Annotated in this window: 14 protein-coding genes; 3 read left to right on the top strand and 11 right to left on the bottom strand. The window is 74.3% G+C overall.

From position 1 onward, the window contains the following. The first annotated feature begins 30 nt into the window (after window positions 1–30). Complete coding sequence (locus K2F47_RS34515; RefSeq protein ID WP_242910359.1) at window positions 31–1,635, top strand: MFS transporter; 1,605 nt, start codon at window positions 31–33, stop codon at window positions 1,633–1,635. Here K2F47_RS34515 and K2F47_RS34510 read toward each other — a convergent pair. Genes K2F47_RS34510 through K2F47_RS34500 form a run of 3 tightly spaced genes read right to left on the bottom strand, consistent with a single transcriptional unit; the run spans window position 1,632 to window position 5,426 of the window. Continuing rightward, on the bottom strand, window positions 1,632–4,004 hold the full coding sequence (locus K2F47_RS34510) for an ABC transporter permease (RefSeq protein WP_242910358.1): 2,373 nt from the start codon (window positions 4,002–4,004) through the stop codon (window positions 1,632–1,634). The two genes, K2F47_RS34515 and K2F47_RS34510, sit on opposite strands and share 4 nt — an antisense overlap. Further along, complete coding sequence (locus tag K2F47_RS34505; RefSeq protein WP_242910357.1) at window positions 4,001–4,801, bottom strand: ABC transporter ATP-binding protein; 801 nt, start codon at window positions 4,799–4,801, stop codon at window positions 4,001–4,003. The genes K2F47_RS34510 and K2F47_RS34505 overlap by 4 nt, the downstream gene beginning before the upstream one ends. Next, window positions 4,782–5,426, bottom strand: coding sequence for a TetR/AcrR family transcriptional regulator (locus tag K2F47_RS34500; protein WP_242910356.1), 645 nt, complete (start codon window positions 5,424–5,426; stop codon window positions 4,782–4,784). The genes K2F47_RS34505 and K2F47_RS34500 overlap by 20 nt, the downstream gene beginning before the upstream one ends. 166 nt (window positions 5,427–5,592) lie before the next feature. Here K2F47_RS34500 and K2F47_RS34495 point away from each other — a divergent pair, with 166 nt between their 5' ends. Next, the gene (locus K2F47_RS34495) at window positions 5,593–6,261 is read left to right on the top strand and encodes a class I SAM-dependent methyltransferase (RefSeq protein ID WP_242910355.1); all 669 of its coding nucleotides are present in this window, start codon (window positions 5,593–5,595) and stop codon (window positions 6,259–6,261) included. Between the two features lie 64 nt (window positions 6,262–6,325). Here the strand turns inward: K2F47_RS34495 and K2F47_RS34490 are convergent, their stop codons facing one another. Together K2F47_RS34490 and K2F47_RS34485 are read right to left on the bottom strand one after the other, a co-directional pair. Beyond that, window positions 6,326–7,174, bottom strand: coding sequence for an ABC transporter permease (locus K2F47_RS34490; protein ID WP_242910354.1), 849 nt, complete (start codon window positions 7,172–7,174; stop codon window positions 6,326–6,328). Continuing rightward, window positions 7,171–8,163, bottom strand: a complete 993-nt coding sequence (locus tag K2F47_RS34485) for an ABC transporter ATP-binding protein (RefSeq protein WP_242910353.1) — start codon at window positions 8,161–8,163, stop codon at window positions 7,171–7,173. The genes K2F47_RS34490 and K2F47_RS34485 overlap by 4 nt, the downstream gene beginning before the upstream one ends. A gap of 235 nt (window positions 8,164–8,398) precedes the next feature. Between K2F47_RS34485 and K2F47_RS34480 the strand changes: the two genes are divergently transcribed. After that, window positions 8,399–9,481 carry an alpha/beta fold hydrolase gene (locus K2F47_RS34480; RefSeq protein WP_242910352.1) on the top strand — a complete coding sequence of 361 codons (1,083 nt, stop codon included), beginning with the start codon at window positions 8,399–8,401 and terminating at the stop codon, window positions 9,479–9,481. A 48-nt stretch (window positions 9,482–9,529) separates the two neighbouring features. Here K2F47_RS34480 and K2F47_RS34475 read toward each other — a convergent pair whose 3' ends face one another. The 6 genes from K2F47_RS34475 to K2F47_RS34450 all read right to left on the bottom strand — a co-directional run bounded on the left by K2F47_RS34475 (window position 9,530) and on the right by K2F47_RS34450 (window position 16,778). Beyond that, window positions 9,530–9,889, bottom strand: coding sequence for a hypothetical protein (locus K2F47_RS34475; RefSeq protein WP_242910349.1), 360 nt, complete (start codon window positions 9,887–9,889; stop codon window positions 9,530–9,532). 195 nt (window positions 9,890–10,084) lie between these two features. After that, complete coding sequence (locus K2F47_RS34470) at window positions 10,085–12,850, bottom strand: DEAD/DEAH box helicase (protein WP_242910348.1); 2,766 nt, start codon at window positions 12,848–12,850, stop codon at window positions 10,085–10,087. Between the two features lie 283 nt (window positions 12,851–13,133). Beyond that, entirely contained in the window at window positions 13,134–13,958 is an 825-nt protein-coding gene (tatC, locus tag K2F47_RS34465; RefSeq protein ID WP_272497935.1) for a twin-arginine translocase subunit TatC, read from the bottom strand. A gap of 99 nt (window positions 13,959–14,057) precedes the next feature. Continuing rightward, window positions 14,058–14,429 carry a Sec-independent protein translocase subunit TatA gene (tatA, locus tag K2F47_RS34460; RefSeq protein ID WP_242910346.1) on the bottom strand — a complete coding sequence of 124 codons (372 nt, stop codon included), beginning with the start codon at window positions 14,427–14,429 and terminating at the stop codon, window positions 14,058–14,060. A 274-nt stretch (window positions 14,430–14,703) separates the two neighbouring features. Further along, a complete protein-coding gene (locus K2F47_RS34455) occupies window positions 14,704–15,717 on the bottom strand; it encodes a helix-turn-helix transcriptional regulator (protein ID WP_242910345.1) in 1,014 nt (337 codons plus the stop codon). Continuing rightward, window positions 15,714–16,778, bottom strand: a complete 1,065-nt coding sequence (locus K2F47_RS34450) for a helix-turn-helix transcriptional regulator (RefSeq protein ID WP_242910344.1) — start codon at window positions 16,776–16,778, stop codon at window positions 15,714–15,716. Before K2F47_RS34450 ends, K2F47_RS34455 begins: the two co-directional genes overlap by 4 nt. Window positions 16,779–16,810: the final 32 nt, after the last annotated feature.

The following is a 16,810-nucleotide window of genomic DNA, read 5'->3' as shown; positions in this document are numbered from 1 at the left end:
GCTCCGCCGGCTCCCCCTGAAAGGACCTCGATGCGATCACGGCCCGTGGGCGGCATCGCCTTCGCCCATCCGCCGGCCTTCTGGGCCGGTTTCCTCGCGTGCGTGGCGGGGGTGGTGCTGCACCTGCCGATGTACCTGGACTCCTCCGACATGCACTACCACATGGCGGACATGCCGATGGACACGCCGATGAAGGCCGGGATGGCGCTGATCGTGGCGGGTCTCGCCGCGACCGCCTACGGGCTGATCCCGCGCGGCCTGCGGAAGGGCCGGGCCGCGGAGGTGCGGGTGCGCGCCGCGCGGGACGCGCCGTTCCGCCCGGCGCATATCGGGCTGGTGCTCGTGATGACGACGGCGGTGACGATCGACGCGATGAAGCCGATCTCGCTGTCGTTCGTCGCGCCGGGGATGGGCAAGGAGTACGGGCTGAAGTCGGCGCTGAACCCCGGCGGGCACTGGCCGGTGGCGCTGCTGCCGCTGTTCGGCCTGACGGGAACGGTCCTCGGGTCGTTCCTGTGGGGCTGGCTCGGCGACCGCATCGGGCGCCGCTCGTCGATCCTGCTGGCCGGGGTGATGTTCGTGACGACGGCGGTGTGCGGGACGATGCCGTCGTTCTGGTGGAACCTCGCGATGTGCCTGCTGATGGGGCTGGCGGCGGGCGGGATGCTGCCGATCACGTTCTCGCTGCTGGCGGAGATGATCCCCGGGCGGCACCGCGGGTGGGTGATGGTGCTGATCGGCGGGAACCTGGCCCTCGCCTACGTCATCACCAGCTCGTTGTCGTCGGCGCTGGTGCCGCACTACTCGTGGCGGATCCTGTGGCTGGTGGGGCTGCCGACGGGCGTGGCGCTGATCCTGCTGAACCGGTGGATCCCCGAGTCGCCGCGCTTCCTGCTCGCGCACGGCCGCGAGGCCGAGGCCCGCGAGATCATGGCGCGCTACGGCGTGGTCGAGGCGTCCGAGGAGGAGGCCGCCGGGGACGCGGCGCACGAGGAGCGGGAGGAGGCCGCGCGCGGCGCCGGGTACCTGCCGCTGTTCCGGCGGCCGTTCGGCGGGCTGAGCCTCGCGGTGGTGATCCTCGGGCTCGGGATCGGGCTGGTGACCTACGGGTTCCAGCTGTGGATCCCGTCCAACCTCCAGAAGCTCGGGCTGGCGCAGAAGAGCGCCGACGAGGCGCTGCGGGACTCCTCGCTGCTCGGGCTGCCGCTGGTGTTCGTCGCCGCCGCGATGTACGGGCTGTGGAGCGCCAAGAAGACGATCATCGTGCTGACGGCGCTGGTCGCGGCGGCGCTGGTGGCGTTCTCGTTCGCGGGCGAGGACCTGGCGCACGACCGCACGTGGCTGTACGTGCTGCTGGCGGGCCCGATCGTCGGGACGGCGACGATCGGCGCGGTGCTCGCGGCCTACAGTTCGGAGATCTACCCGACGCGCATCCGGTCCCGGGGGTCGGGCCTGTCGGCGGGCGTCGGGAAGCTCGGCGGCGTGGTCGTGACGATCGTGCTGGTCGCGGGTTCGACGGTGCCCTCGATCGGGCAGACGGCGCTGCTCGGCGCGATCCCGCTGCTGGCGGCGGTGGTCGTGGTGGTGTTCTTCGGCGTCGAGACGCGGCGGGCGGCGGACGGCCGGCCGGGCTAGCCCGCCCTCTCGCGGACGAGGGCGGCGAGGTCGGCCCGGGCGAGGGCGCGCAGGCCGGGGCGCTGCGCGAGGAACGCCACGGCGATCACGGCGAGCGCGGACCAGGCGAACGTCGCGGGCCGGACGTCGGCGCGGAACGCCATCAGATCGCTGTTGAACGAGCCGAGGAACGCGCCGGTGGCGAGCCGTCCGAGCACCAGGCCCGGGACCGTGCCGACGGCCACCACCAGGAGGTTCTCGGCGGTGACGAGGCGGGCGAGGCGGCGCCGCCCGACGCCGGAGGCGCGCAGCGTCGCCAGTTCGGTGCCGCGTTCGGCGAGGTTGACCGACAGCGTCGCGAACAGGACGGTGAAGGCGAGCAGCCCGCCGAACACCAGCATGACGGCGACGAACACGTAGAACAGGCGCAGGTAGCCGTCCATGGCACGGCGCAGCGCCTGGGTGTCGGTGACGGCGACGACGCCGGGCCGCGCCGACAGGGCTCGCCCGACGGCGGCGCGGTCGGCGCCCGGGTCGAACCGGACGAGCGCGGTCGTGGGGCGGGCGTCCGGGGCCCAGGCGGCGACCTGGTCGAGCGAGGCGTAGGCGAGGGAGCCGAGCGGCTCGTCCACGAACCCGGCGACGGTGGCGCGGACGGCGCGCCCGTCCGCCAGGCGCAGCCCGACCGTGTCGCCGGCGCCGACGCCGAGTTCGCCGCGCAGCGCCGCGCCGAGCAGCACGCCCCGGCGCGGCAGCGGCCGGGCGCGGCCGCCGGGCGGCAGGAACCGGTGCATGGCGGTGCCCGGGCGCAGCCCGACGACGGCGGTCGCGTAGGACGCGCGGCCGCCGGTGAGGGTGGCCTGGAGCCGCGTGGACGGCTCGGCGTCCCGCACGCCCGGGGTGGCGGCGAGCGCGGCGAGGGCCGCGCCGTCGGCGGGGCGGTCGAGGGCGAGTTCGGCGTCCTGCCGCTGGACCTGGTCGAACTGCCGGTGGACGGTCGCCCGGGACGAGTCGAGCATCCCCCACGGGACGAGGATGAGCACGAGCGCGAGGGCGACGCCGGCCATGGTGTAGAGGGTGCGGCGGAACTGGCGGGTGGGGCCGCGCAGCACGAGCCAGACCCCGGCGGGCAGCCGCCGCGCGGCGGGCACGGCCCGCTCCAGCCGGGCGAGGGGGCCGCGCCCGCCGCCGGCGGCGGGGACGGTGCCGCGCATCGCCTCGGCGGGCTGCACCCGGGCGGCCGACAGCGCGGGCGCGAGCGCGGCGAGCCCGCCGGCGGCCAGCCCGTAGGCGAGGCCGGCGAGCATCGTCGTGGCGCGGACGGACACGGTCGTCTCGGGCAGGCCGAGCGCGTCGCCGTAGAGCCGGGTGATGGTGCCCGCCAGCAGCAGCCCGGCGGCCGCGCCGGGGACGGCGCCCGCGAGCCCGGCGGCCAGGCCGGTCGTCAGGTAGTGGGCGAGGAGGGTGCGGCGGCGGAACCCGCTGGCGCGCAGCGTCCCGATGACGGCGCGGTCGCGCGCGACCCGGCGGGTGAGGACGACGTAGACCGCGACGGCGGCGGCGAGGAGGAACAGCAGCGGGAACGCGACGGCCAGGCCCGCGAAGCCCTTGATGTCCTCGGCGAGGGTGGCGTTGCTGGGCTGGTCGGCGCGAGGGGTGACCGCGCTCGCCCGGTACCGGCCGGCGGTGGAGGCGAGCGCGGCGTCGAGCGTCCCGGAGTGGTCGCGTCCGCGTCCGGTGTAGTAGACCGCGACCTGGTTCGGGGCGGTCGTCCCCGCGATCCGGCGGGCGAGCGGCTCGGGGACGAACAGGACGCCGAAGGAGCCGGGCGCGGGCAGCACGTCCTGGCGGCTGGCGGCGGGCCACAGGTACTCGGGCGAGGACACGGTGCCGCGCACGTCCAGGTTCCGCCAGGACCCGCCGTGCCAGACCGCGACCCGCGACCCGGGCGCCAGGTGCGCGTGGTCGGCGACGTGCCGGTCGGCGAGGACGCCGGACGGCGCCGCCGGGTCGAGGTACGCGCCGTCCAGGACCTTGACCCGGTTCACCTCGGGCTGCGCGGCGGCGGGGAGCCCGACGACGCGTCCGACGAGCGTGGACCCGTCGGGCATGCGCATCGGGACGTCGGCGACGGTGCGCGTGACGGCCGCCTCGACGCCGGGCCGCGCGGCGGCGTCCCGCGCGATCGCGGCGGTGTCGCCGCCCGCCACCGTCAGGTCGGCGAACCGGTACTCGGCGAACAGCCGCTGGTAGCCGGAGTCGAGGTTGCGGTAGGCGTCGTAGGACGCGCCGAACAGCGCGACGCCGAGCGCCACCAGCGCCACGGCCGACAGCAGCTGCGCGGGGCGGCGGCGCAGGTCGCGGCGCAGCTTCAGGTTGAGGACGCTCACCAGGCCACCTCGTCGGCGGTGCCGGGCGCGGCGGTGGTGGCGACCTCGACGACGCGGCCGGAGCGCATCCGCACGACACGGTGGGCGAGCGCGGCGATCGCGGCGTTGTGGGTGACGACGAGGACCGTCCGGCCCTCGCGGTTGAGGTCCTGGAGGACGCGCAGGACGCCACGCCCGGTCTCCAGGTCCAGCGCGCCGGTCGGCTCGTCGCACAGCAGCAGCGCCGGGTCCTTGGCGACGGCGCGGGCGATCGCGACGCGCTGCTGCTCGCCGCCCGACAGCTGCGCGGGGAAGTGCCCGCCGCGCCCGTCGAGGCCGACGGCGGCGAGCGCGGCGGCGGAGCGCTCGCGGTCGCCGCGCCCGGTCAGCTCGGCGACGAGCCGGACGTTCTCCAGCGCGGTCAGCGACGGCACGAGGTTGAAGAACTGGAACACGAACCCGACGGTGTCGCGGCGGTAGGCGGTGCGGGCGTCCTCGCCGAGGCCGGACAGGTCGTGCCCGGCGGCGACGACCTGTCCGGAGGTGGGCGACTCGATCCCGCCGACGAGGTTCAGCAGCGTCGTCTTCCCCGACCCGGACGGCCCGAGCAGCACGACGAACTCGCCGCTCCCGATCTCCAGGTCGACGCCGCGCAGCGCCCGCACCTCGGCGTGGCCGGCGCCGTAGGTCTTGGTCACGCCGCGCAACTCCACCGCGGCCGCGCGGGCCGGGGCGGCCGTCTGTTCGGAGCCGGTGGTCTGTTCGGATCCGACGGTCTGTTCAGGGCCGTGCGTCTGTTCAGGGCCGTGCCGGGTCATCGTCGTCTCCTCCTTCGTCGGGCGCCCCGCCGGGTACCTCCCCGGGCGGCGCCGGGGGGCGCAGCGCGGCGGCGAGGGCGGCGGCGGGGCCGGTGAAGTCGGTCGCGGGGTCGAGCATCGCGTGCAGCAGCAGCCCGTCGATCAGCGCGGTCAGCACCACCGACAGGTCGGCGGCGGCGGTGTCGGCGCGCAGCCGTCCGGCGGCCTGGTCCTCGGCGAGCCGGGCGGTGAGCAGGTCCCGGAACATCCGGATCTGCGCCGCGCACTCCTCGCGCATCGCCTCGTCGCGCATCCCCTGCACGAGCGCCTCCACCAGCACCCGCTGACCGGGCGTGCCGGTGCCGCGCGCGGTGAGCCCGGAGATCGCGGCGACGACGCCGTCCAGCGCGCCGGGCGCCGCCAGGATCGCCGCGACCGGGCCCTCCAGCTCCCGCTCCAGCGCGTGCATCACCGCCGCGCGCCGCAGCGCCTCGACCGACCCGAAGTAGTAGTGCACGAGCGCGTTGTTGGCCCGCGCCCGCTCCGCCACGACCCGGGAGGTCACCGCGGCCCAGCCGCCCTCGGCCAGCACCGCCACGGCCGCCTCCAGCAGCCGGACCCGCGTGGGCACCTCGTCGTCGGCCATCCGCCCCCCTTGGTCACTCGCTTTAAGCGACTGCCCAATAACGTTCCCACGGCGCGCGGCGCGGCGCAACCGGGGGCGGGGCGGGGGCCTTGACGCGGGCGGGCGGCGCGTCCGACGATTCGGTGATCAACAGCGTGGGCGGCGGGGACGAGCGGAGGGGACGCCGGTGGGGAAGACACGATCGAGCGGGACGGGGCCCGGGAACATCGCGCCGGACGGGTCGGCGGTGGAGTTCTACGCCGCGCAGCCCCGCGACGAGGCCGCCGCCGCGCTGGTGCACGGCGCGCTGCCGCCGGGCGCGACGATCCTGGAGCTGGGCGCGGGCGCGGGACGGGTCACCGCGCCGCTGGTGGCGCTCGGGCACCCGGTCACGGCGGTGGACGACTCGGCGGAGATGCTCGCCCGGGTGACGGGCGCGGCGACGGTGTGCTCGCCGATCGAGGAGCTGGACCTGCCGGACCGCTTCGGCTGCGTGCTGATGATGTCGTACCTGGTCAACTACGGTGACCGAAAGGCCCTGCTGGACGCCTGCCGCCGGCACGCCGCCGCGGACGGGCTGGTCGTCGTGCAGCGCGAGACCGTCGACTGGGAGAACGCCCCGCGCGAGTGGGCGCACGACGGGATCGACTTCCGGCTGACCGAGCTCGAGCGGCTCGACCCGGAGCGGTGCGCGGCGACGATCGAGTACCGGATGGGCGAGCGCCGCTGGACGCACTCGTTCGTGTCGCGGCGGCTGGGCGACGAGGAGCTTCCGGAGGTGCTGGCGGCGTCGGGGCTGCGCCTGGACCGGTTCCTGGACGAGGAGCGCGGCTGGGTGGCGGCCCGCCCCGCCTGATCACCTGTATATGAATCGGCCGGGAGCGTGCCCCGCTCCCGGCCGATTCAGATGGCGACGCGGGTCAGGCGTCGCGGCGCTTCAGCAGCGTCGCGGCGATGGCGAGGAGCAGCACCGTCCACACCGCGAAGACGCCGTACCCCTGCCAGGGCGTCAGCAGGTCGTCCTTGCCCTGGTGGGCCTGGGCGATGAGGTGCCCGGCCTCGGACGGCAGGTAGGCGTGGACGTGGTCGCCGAGGCTGCCGGGCAGCAGCGCGGCCAGCGGCGACAGCACGAGCACGAACCCGATCACGCCGGTGATGCCGCCGGCGGGGTGCCGCACGATCGCACCGATGGCCAGCGCGAACAGGCCGAGCATCGCCAGGTACAGGCCGCCGCCGACGACCGCGCGCAGCACGCCGGGGTCGCCGAGCGACACCGACACCTTGTCGTGCATCAGCGCGGCGCCGATGAAGAACGACGCGAACGACACCGCGACGCCGAGCACGAGGATGAGCAGCCCGAACACGGCGGCCTTCGCCCACAGCATCGGCAGCCGGCGCGGCACGGCCAGCAGGCTCGCGCGGATCATGCCGGTGGAGTACTCCGAGGCGACCACCAGGACGCCGAGGACGCACACGGTCAGCTGGCTGAGGAAGAACCCGCTGCCGAGGATCATGCTGGTGGGGTCGGCGATGATGCTCGCGCGGTCGCCCTCGTCGGTCTTGTCCCACTGCCCGACGGTGAGCCCGACGAACAGGGCGGTGAACCCGAGGTCGAGGACGACCAGCAGGATCAGCGACCACAGCGTCGAGCGGACCGTGCGGATCTTCGTCCACTCGGCGATCATGAGCCGGCCGACGCGCTTGCCGAGCGGCACCGGCGCCGTCCCGGGCGGCGCGGACGCGGCGGGGCCGGAGGTGGCGGCGGTCATCGGACCTTTCCTTCCTGCGCGGGAACGGCGCCCGGGATCGCGGCGGCGCCGTCGAGGCCGGCCGCGGCGGCCGCGCCCCCGGCGGTGTCGCCGTACTCGACGCTCTCGCGGGTGAGTTCCATGAACGCGGCCTCCAGCGACCCGCGCCGCGGGGTGAGCTCGTGCAGGACGACTCCCTCGGCGGCGGCGAGTTCGCCGACGCGCGGCGCCTCCATGTGGGTGACGGTGAGGGGCGCGTCCGGCTCGGCGCCGGGCACGACCGTGGCGCCCTCGGCGGTGAGCAGGCCGCTGAGCCGCTCGGCCTCGGGGGTGCGGACGATGACCATCTTCTCGGTGCTGCGCTCGATGAACTCCTCGGTGGAGCAGTCGGCGATCAGCCTGCCCCGGCCGATGACGATGAGGTGGTCGGCGGTGACCGCCATCTCGTTCATCAGGTGGCTGGAGACGAACACCGTGCGTCCCTCGGCGGCGAGCCGCTGCATGAGGGTGCGGATCCAGACGATGCCCTCGGGGTCGAGGCCGTTGACCGGCTCGTCCAGGATGAGGATGGACGGGTCGCCCAGCAGCGCGGCCGCGATGCCCAGCCGCTGCCCCATGCCGAGCGAGAAGCCCCCCGCGCGCTTGCGGGCGACGCCGGTGAGGCCGACGAGCTCGATGACCTCGTCGAGCCGCTTGCGTCCGACGCCTTGGGTTTGAGCGAGGCAGCGCAGGTGGTTGTAGGCGCTGCGGCCGGTGTGGACCGCGCGGGCCTCCAGCAGCGCGCCGACGACCCGCAGCGGCTCGTGCAGGTCGCGGTAGTGCCGGCCGTGGATGCGCGCGTCGCCGCGGTGCGGCCGGTCCAGGCCGAGCAGCAGCCGCATCGTGGTCGACTTTCCGGCGCCGTTCGGGCCGAGGAAGCCGGTCACCCGGCCGGGGTGCACGGTGAAAGAAAGATCATCCACGGCGAGCCTGTCGCCGTAGCGTTTGGTGAGGTTCTCCGCCTCGATCATGCGTACGTCCTGGGGGGTCGATGACGGGTTCGGTGACCGGGATCACACTAACGTGCTGATCGTCGACGACGGATCCTCCTGGAAGCCGATCCGCCTCCGACCACGGTAGGGGAATCCCGGAGGTGTAGGACAATCCGCTCTCCTACTTCGTGGGGAGCAGGGCCGGGTCGTCTGAACGCCCGATGACGAACGCGGCGGCGGCGTGAATGCTGGGGTGCGACCGAAAGGGAGGCCCATGACCGCCGAGCCCGAGCCCGCGACGGACCCCAACACGGGCCCCGCCACGGACCTCACCACAGGCCCCGCCACGGGGGCCGTGGCGGGGCCCGTGGAAGATCCCGCGCCGAACCCCGGACCCCGGCGGGGGCGTCCGAGGCTCCGCCGGTGGGCCCGGCGGTTCGCGGTGGCGTTCCTGGCGCTGCTGGTGCTCGCCACCTGCTCCTCCTTCGGCTACAACGCGGCGACGGCGGACCGCGCCCGCGAACCGGACGGGCTGGAGTTCGTCCAGGCCGCCGGGCTCCGTACCCGCTACCGGCACTGGGGAACGCAGGGCCCGCCGGTGGTGCTGGTGCACGGCGCCGCCGAGTCGTCCGACACCTGGGAGGCGGTGGCCGCGCGGCTCGCGGCGCGGCACCGGGTGTTCGCGCTCGACCTGACCGGCTGGGGCTACAGCGAGCGCCGCGCCCCCTACGACGCCGCGCACCAGGCGGAGCAGCTCCTGGGGTTCCTGGACGCGCTGCGCCTGGACGGCGCGCTGCTCGTCGGGCACTCCAGCGGCGCGGGCGTCGCCGCCGCGGCGGCGCTGCGCGCGCCGTCGCGGGTGGGCGGGCTGGTGTTCCTGGACGGCGACGCCCTGGACACCGGCGCCGGGTCGGGCGCCGACGGGCTGCGGTTCGTGCTGCGCGACCCGTTCCGGACGACGCTGCTGCGGCTGGCCGTCCGCTCCGACTGGGCGATCCGGAAGATCTACCAGTCGCAGTGCGGGCCGTCCTGCCCCCGGCTGGACGGCGCGGGCGTGGACCGGTGGCGGCGCCCGTTCCAGGTCGAAGGCGCCGAGGAGGCGCTGTGGAAGATGCGGGGCGTGATCGGGCTGCCCGCGTCCCGGGTCGCGGACCTGGCGCGGGTCCCGCTCCGCAAGGCGGTGGTGTTCGGCGCCGAGGACGACGTGTTCTCCCGCGAGACGCCCGGGGAGACGGCCGCCCGCATCGGCGCCCCGCCCCCGACGATCATCCCGGGGGCGCGGCACCTGACGCTGGTGTCGCATCCGCGCGAGGTCGCGGACGCGATCGAGGCCGCGGCCGGGGCCCCGGCGCGCTGACTCCGGGCCCGGCCCGGCGCGGGGACGGGCCGGGCGCGGGCGCGGTGGTCAGGCGGCGAGCTCGTCGGCGGCGTTGACGTCCTTGTGGAACCGCTTGTTCACGTAGAGCCGCTCGCCGAGCGACTCGCAGCGCCACCACAGGCCGGAGGGCGGGCCGATGCGCGTGTAGCGGGGCACCTCGCGCAGGACCTCCTTGACGGGCGTCATCCGCAGCCGCCCCGACCCGCACACCAGGATCCGCTTGTCGGTGACGACCACGACGCGGTAGGCGTTGGCGAAAATGATGATCCACATGGAGATCAGGGCGAAGTACTGGCTGGTCGTCTGGGCGCAGAACACCGCCTGGATGTTCTCCCCCGGCTGGAGGACGTGGGCCGCGTTGGCGCGCAGTTTGTCGCGGAGAGCCACGGTCAGGACCTTTCTCACGTGTCGCATGGGCGCCGACCGGTGGCCGCCGGCACCGGACGGCGCGCGGGCACGGCACGGCTCCCGCGGCCGTCAGGGGGCGTCGGGCGCTCCGCATTGTGTCATCCCGACTCCCCCGCGATACGACATTTCATGGCATCGCCCGAAATCACCGCCGTTTCGTTCCCCGGGTGCCGGTCAGGCGACGGAGGAGTAGGCGACGACGCCGCGCCGCATCGCGTCCATCGCGCGGCGGGCGGTCTTGCGGATGTGGCTGTTGGGCGGCGCCGCGTCCGCGACCTGCCCGAGCAGGTCCAGGAGCTGCTTGACGGCGCGGACGAAGTCCCCGGCGGTGAGGTCGCTTTCGAGCAGCACCGCGTCGAGGTCGTCGCCCTTGGCCCACCGGTAGGCGGTCCACGCGAACCCGAGGTCGGGTTCGCGCAGGAACGAGACCCGGTTGTCGCGTTCGACGGCCTCCAGCTCGCCCCAGAGCCGCACCATCGCGGCGAGCGCGTCCTGCGGCGGGCCGGGCGGCGTGCGCGGCGGGGTGGCGTCGTCGGGCTGCCGCGACTCGTAGACCAGCGCGGACACGCACGCGGCGAGACCGGCGTGGTCGAGGTGCTCCCACAGCCCCTCGCGGAGGCTCTCGGCGGTCAGCAGGTCCAGCTCGTTGTAGATGCGGCCGAGGCGGCGGCCCTCGTCGGTGACGGAGTCGCCCTCCAGGTAGCCGAGCTGCTGGAGGACGGCGCAGACCCGGTCGAAGGTGCGGGCGATCACCTGGGAGCGGCCCTCGACGCGGCGGCGCAGCTGCTCGGTCTCGCGGTCGAGCCGGTGGTAGCGCTCGGCCCAGCGGGCGTGGTCCTCGCGCTGGTCGCAGCCGTGCACGGGGTGGCGGCGCAGCTCGGCGCGCAGCCGCGTGATCTCGTCGTCGTCGGCGGCGGGCACGTCCCGCCCCCGGCGGCGCTCGCGGACGTCGCCGGGGACCTTGTTCCGCAGCGTGGACGCCAGGTCGCGGCGGTCCTGCGGGTTGCGGGGGCTGAACGACTTCGGGATGCGGATCCGCTCGACGGGCTCGACGGCGCGGGGGAAGTCCTGGATGGACAGCCGCTGCACGGACCGGTTCACGGTCAGGACCAGCGGCGCGGGCCCGTCCGAGCGCCGCCCGACGCCGGGGTCCAGCACGACCGCGAGACCCGACCGCCGCCCCGACGGGACGAGGATCACGTCGCCCGGCCGCAGGTGCTCCAGCGACCTGGCGGCCTCGGCGCGGCGGGCCGAGGACCGCTCCCGCGACATCTCCGCCTCCCGGTCCGACAGGCGGCGGCGCAGCGCGGCGTACTCCATGAAGTCGCCGAGGTGGCACTCGGCGGCCTTGGCGTACCCGGCGAGGGCCTCCTCGTTCTTGTGCACCTGCCGGGCGAGGCCGACGACGGCGCGGTCGGCCTGGAACTGCGCGAACGACTCCTCCAGCAGCGTCCGGGCGCGCTCGTTGCCGACGGCGCCGACGAGGTTGACGGCCATGTTGTAGGACGGCCGGAAGCTGGAGTTCAGCGGGTAGGTGCGGGTCCCGGCGAGCCCGGCGACCGACGCGGGCTCCACGCTCGGCCCCCACACCACGACGGCGTGGCCCTCGACGTCGATGCCGCGCCGCCCGGCGCGCCCGGTGAGCTGCGTGTACTCGCCGGGGGTGAGGTCGACGTGCGCCTCCCCGTTCCACTTGTCGAGCTTCTCGATCACCACCGTGCGGGCGGGCATGTTGATGCCGAGCGCGAGCGTCTCGGTCGCGAACACCGCCTTGATCACCCCGCGGGTGAACAGCTCCTCCACGATCTCCTTGAACGTGGGCAGCATCCCGGCGTGGTGGGCGGCGACGCCGCGCTCCAGCGCGGCGAGGAAGTCGTCGTAGCCGAGGATCCGCAGGTCCTCGGCGGCGATGTCGGCGGTGCGCAGCGCCGCGTGCGCGCGGATCTCCTCGGCCTCCTCCTTGGAGGTGAGCCGGATCCCGGCGTTCAGGCACTGGAGGACGGCCGCGTCGCAGCCGGCGCGGCTGAAGATGAACGTGATCGCCGGGAGCAGCCCGGCGCGGTCCAGCCGCTCGATGACGTCGGGCCGCGGCGGCGGCCGGAAGCGCTGCGGGCGGGGCGCGCGGCGCCGCCCGGTGCGCCGCCCCTGGTTGATCTTGGAGCGGCGGACCTCCTCGACGGCCATCCGGGTCAGCTGCGGGTTCAGGCGCGCCTGCCGGTCCTTGCCCTTGCCGGTGTCGACGAACAGGTCGTACAGGCGCGTCCCGACGAGCATGTGCTGGAACAGCGGGACGGGCCGGTGCTCGTCGACGATCACGGCGGTGTCGCCGCGGACCTCGTGCAGCCACTCCCCGAACTCCTCGGCGTTGGACACCGTCGCCGACAGCGCCACGATCCGCACCGAGTCGGGGACGTGGATGATCACCTCTTCCCAGACGGCGCCGCGGAACCGGTCGGCGAGGTAGTGGACCTCGTCCATCACGACGAACGCCAGGCCCGCGAGGGTCGGGGACCCCGCGTACAGCATGTTCCGCAGCACCTCCGTCGTCATCACGACGATCGGCGCCTCGCCGTTGACGCTGTTGTCCCCGGTGAGCAGCCCGACCTTCTCCGGCCCGTAGCGGCGGACGAGGTCGGCGTACTTCTGGTTCGACAGCGCCTTGATCGGGGTGGTGTAGAAGCACTTGGTGCCGCCGGTCAGCGCGAGGTGGACGGCGAACTCCCCCACCACGGTCTTGCCGGAGCCGGTGGGCGCGGCGACCAGGACGCCGCTGCCGTCCTCCAGCGCCCGGCACGCCTCGATCTGGAACGCGTCCAGCTCGAAGTCGTACAGGGTGCGGAAGTCGAGCAGGGCGGGGCCGTTCCCGGCGGTGCGGCTGCGGTAGGCGGCGTACCGCTGCGCCGGGGTCTGCCCGGCCGACGTCGTGTCGGGGGTGGTCATGGCACCGAGCCTACGGTTTCGACCGGCCCGATTCCCAATCCGAATTCCGTGCGGCGCCGCCCCGGCGGCCCGCGCGCCCCGGCGACGGCGCCTGTGACGCTCCTGTCACGCTCCGGAGAAATTTCGTGGCGCGTGCCGCCCGCAGGGCCGCAAGCCGCCGCAGGGCGTCAGGAAGCCGCCCAGGGCACCCGCCGTCCAGCCGTCCGACCGGACGGGCGGCAACCTGCCAGTGCTCGCCGGGACTCGGCGGAAGGGTGGGGAGGCAGGCGCGGGCGCCGGGTGGTCAGGCGCGGCTGTCGCCCTTCTCCAGTTCGGCGTCGATGGCGTCGAGGTCGAGCGGGGACGCCTCGTCGTCGGCCAGGTCGGCGTAGGGGTCGGGACGGCGGGCCTTGCGGCGGTCGTTGAAGAACGCCAGCAGCGCCGCGATCTCGAACAGCAGCACGGTCGGGAGCGCCAGCGCGAGCATCGTGAACGGGTCGGCGCTGGGCGTGGCGACGGCCGCGAACGCGAAGATCCCGAAGATCGCGACCCGCTGGGACTTGCGGATCCTCGACGAGCTGAGCACCCCGGCGAGGTTGAGGATCACCACGAACAGCGGGAGCTCGAACGTCAGCCCGAACACCAGCAGCATCGTCAGCACGTAGCTGAGATAGCTGTCGACGGTGATCAGCGGTTTGACGTCCTCCGCGACGAACCCCAGGAAGATCGCCAGGCCCTTGTCGACGGTCACGTACGCGAGCGCGGAGCCGATGAAGAACAGCGGCACCGCCGCGCCCATGAACGTGTAGGTCCAGCGGCGCTCCTTCTGGTACAGCCCGGGCGCGACGAACGCCCAGATCTGGTACAGCCAGACCGGGGAGGAGAGGACCGCGCCGATGATGCAGGAGATCTTCAGCTTCAGGAAGAACGAGGAGAAGATCCCGTTGACGAACAGGGAGCACTTGTCCTTGTCGACCACGTGGGACTGCGGCAGCGAGCAGTAGGGCTGCTTCAGCACGTCCCAGACGGGGTCGAACAGCAGCCAGCCGATGATCGCGCCGAGCGCCAGCGCGAGGATCGCCTTGATCAACCGGTTGCGCAGCTCACGGAGATGCTCCAGCAGGGGCATGCGTCCGTCGGGGGTGGACTTGCGCGCGGTCCGCTTCAATGTGGTCACGTCGTCACCGGCTTGCCGGTCCGTTCGGTCGCTGGCGGGAGGAAGGCCGGGTCAGGAGGTCTTGCGGTTGCCGTAGTCGGAAACCGGCACACCCTGGATCGGCTCACCCGACGACAAGGCGCCCTGCTGACGGGGCGCGTCCTGCGCCGCGGCCTCGCGCTCAAGCCGCGCCGCTTCCTCACGCAACTGCGCCGCACGGTCACGCGCCGCGTTCGGCTGCGCCGCACCGGCCTTCGCGGACGCCGCGTCGGACTTGGCCGCCGTCTCGGGTTCGTCCTCGTCGCGCAGGCCCTTGGTCTCAGCCTTCAGGATGCGCGCCGACTTGCCCAACGACCGCGCGAGCTGCGGAAGCTTCGCCGATCCGAAGATCAGAACGACGACGAGCAAGACGATCAGCAGCTCCGGAGTCCCGATGTTGCCCATGTTCACATCCTCTTCAGCCGGGAGTCGTGCTAGGACGATCGTACGCCGTCCCCGGGCGGTTGTGGGATCCGAGCCGCCTGAAGATCGGACAGTTCACCACGAAGCGCCGACTGTTTGGGGCCAAGCCGCCGCCTGGTGCGTTCCAGTTCACGCCCGAAACGACGTACGCCTAGGTAGACGCGGAACGCGCTGTAGGCGAGCACCGCCAGACCGGCCGAACCGAGCGCCACCGACACCGCAACCCACGTCACGTCCGTCACCGTAGCGGACCCCGTCAGGCCATGCCGTACAGGGCCAGCGCCCGCGCGGCGTCGTCGCGGGCGCCCGCCGCCAGCGACGCGGGCTCCACGATCCGGCCCTGGTCGCCGAGGCGCAGCGCGAGGCCCCGCACCCAGCGGGTGTCGGGGGTCCGCAGCACCACCCGCAGCCGCCCCTCCCCCAGCTCCTCGACGCTCTCGCACGGGTAGTAGTCGGCGACCCAGCGGCCCCGGGCGGTCAGCTCCAGCGTCACCGGCACGTCCCGCGGGGACGGGCGGAACAGCCCGGCGTCCACGTCGATCGGCTCGGCGTCGTCGGGGACGTGCGCCGCGACGTCCAGCACGGTCAGGCCCGTGATCCGCTCCAGCTTGAACAGCCGGACGGCCTCCGCGCGGCGGCACCAGCCCTCCAGGTAGGTGGTGCCCTCCACCACCAGCACCCGCATCGGGTCGACGTCGCGCTCGGTGTTCTCGTCCCGCGCGGGCACGTAGTAGGTCAGGTGGACGCGGCGGCCCGCGGTGATCGCGTCGCGGAGCCGCCCGAGCACGGTACCGGAGCCGTCGGGGGTGGCGCCGGCGCCGTGCGCGTCGACCTCCACCGCGACCTGGCTGCTCACCGCGGCGGCGGCCCCGGCGGCGCTCTCCAGCTTCGCGATCACCCGGCTCAGCGCGTCCCGGTCGTGCAGGTCGGGGATTCCGGCCAGCATCCGCAGCGCCACCAGGAGCGCGCTGGCCTCGTCGACCTTCAGCCGCAGCGGCCGCGCGATCGACTCGGCCTCAGCGACGGTGATCTCCCCGCCCTCGTAGGACAGGTCGATCGGGCAGTAGGGGTCGGGCGCCCGCAGCTCCACGCACCACAGCAGGTTCAGGTCGTCGATGAGCTGCTTCTCCGTCACCCCGAACGCGGCGGCGGCCTCGCCGAGCGCGACCGAGTCGCGGTTCACCACGTAGGGGACGAGCGCCAGCAGCCGCGCGAGGCGGTCGGTGGAGGTGTTCGCGGCGGACCGTCCCGCCGCCGTTCCGGTGCTCATCGCCCGCTCACGTCCCGCACCGCACCGTCGGCCACCGCACCCTCAGCCACCGCACCGTCCCGGATCATGTCGCCGCCGTCCCCGCACGGGTCCTGGGCGCTGCCCGCCAGAACCGACTTCAGCTGCTGGATCACCGCTTCGCGCAGGTCGGGCGGGTCGAGCACGACGACGTCGTCGGCGAACCGCACCAGGTAGGGCGCGAACCGCTCCACGTCCTGGAACATCAGCGTCGCCTCGTCCCACGCGCCGCCCTCGACGGCCCGCACGTCCCGCGCCCACCGGCGCGGCCCCTGCGCGGCGCCCGCGCGCAGCCGCACGGTCGCCGGGCGCGGGTCGCTCACCGGGTCGCCCCAGTCGAAGGCGATGCGCCGCACGTCCACGCCGTCCGGGACGGTGACCGCGCCGGGCGGGCCGTCCACGACGACGTCGCCGACGATGCGGCTCAGCCGGAACACCCGCTGCTCCTCGCGGTCGCGGTCGAACCCGACCGCGTACCAGCGGCCCCGGCGGCTCACCACGCCCCACGGCTCCAGGTGCCGCCGCGCCACCGACGTCCGGCCGATGCCCTGGTAGTCGAACGCGACCGGGCGGCCGTCGCGGACCGCCTCCCACAGCGCCGGGAACGCCGGGTCGCCGGTGTTGACCCGCGGCTCGACGCCGACGGCGGTCGGCACGTCGGTCTCCACGCCCGCCGCCCGCAGCTTCAGCAGCGCGCCGGACGCGGCCTCGGCCATGCTTGCGCGCTGCCACACCCGCGCCGCGATGCCCAGCACCGCCGCCTCGTCGGGCGTGAGGTGGATGTCGGGCAGCTCGTAGGCCTGCGGCGGGATGCGGTAGCCGATCTCCTCACCGCCGCCGCCCTGCTGGTCGCTGCCCACCTCCAGCGGCACGCCGAGCTCGCGCAGCTCCTCCTTGTCGCGCTCGAACATCCGCTTGAACGCCTCGTCGGAGTCGGGATAGCCGGGCACGGCCCGGCGGATCTGCTCGGCCGTCAGGTAACGCCGCGTCGCGAGCAGGCACACCACCAGGTTCAACAGACGCTCGGTCTTGCGCCGTGACATAACGACCCCCTTCCCCGCCGGACACGCTACCG

It is taken from the genome of Actinomadura terrae (assembly GCF_022751215.1).
GTDB classification, from domain to species: domain Bacteria; phylum Actinomycetota; class Actinomycetes; order Streptosporangiales; family Streptosporangiaceae; genus Spirillospora; species Spirillospora terrae.
This window is presented reverse-complemented; position numbering and strand designations above follow the sequence as displayed.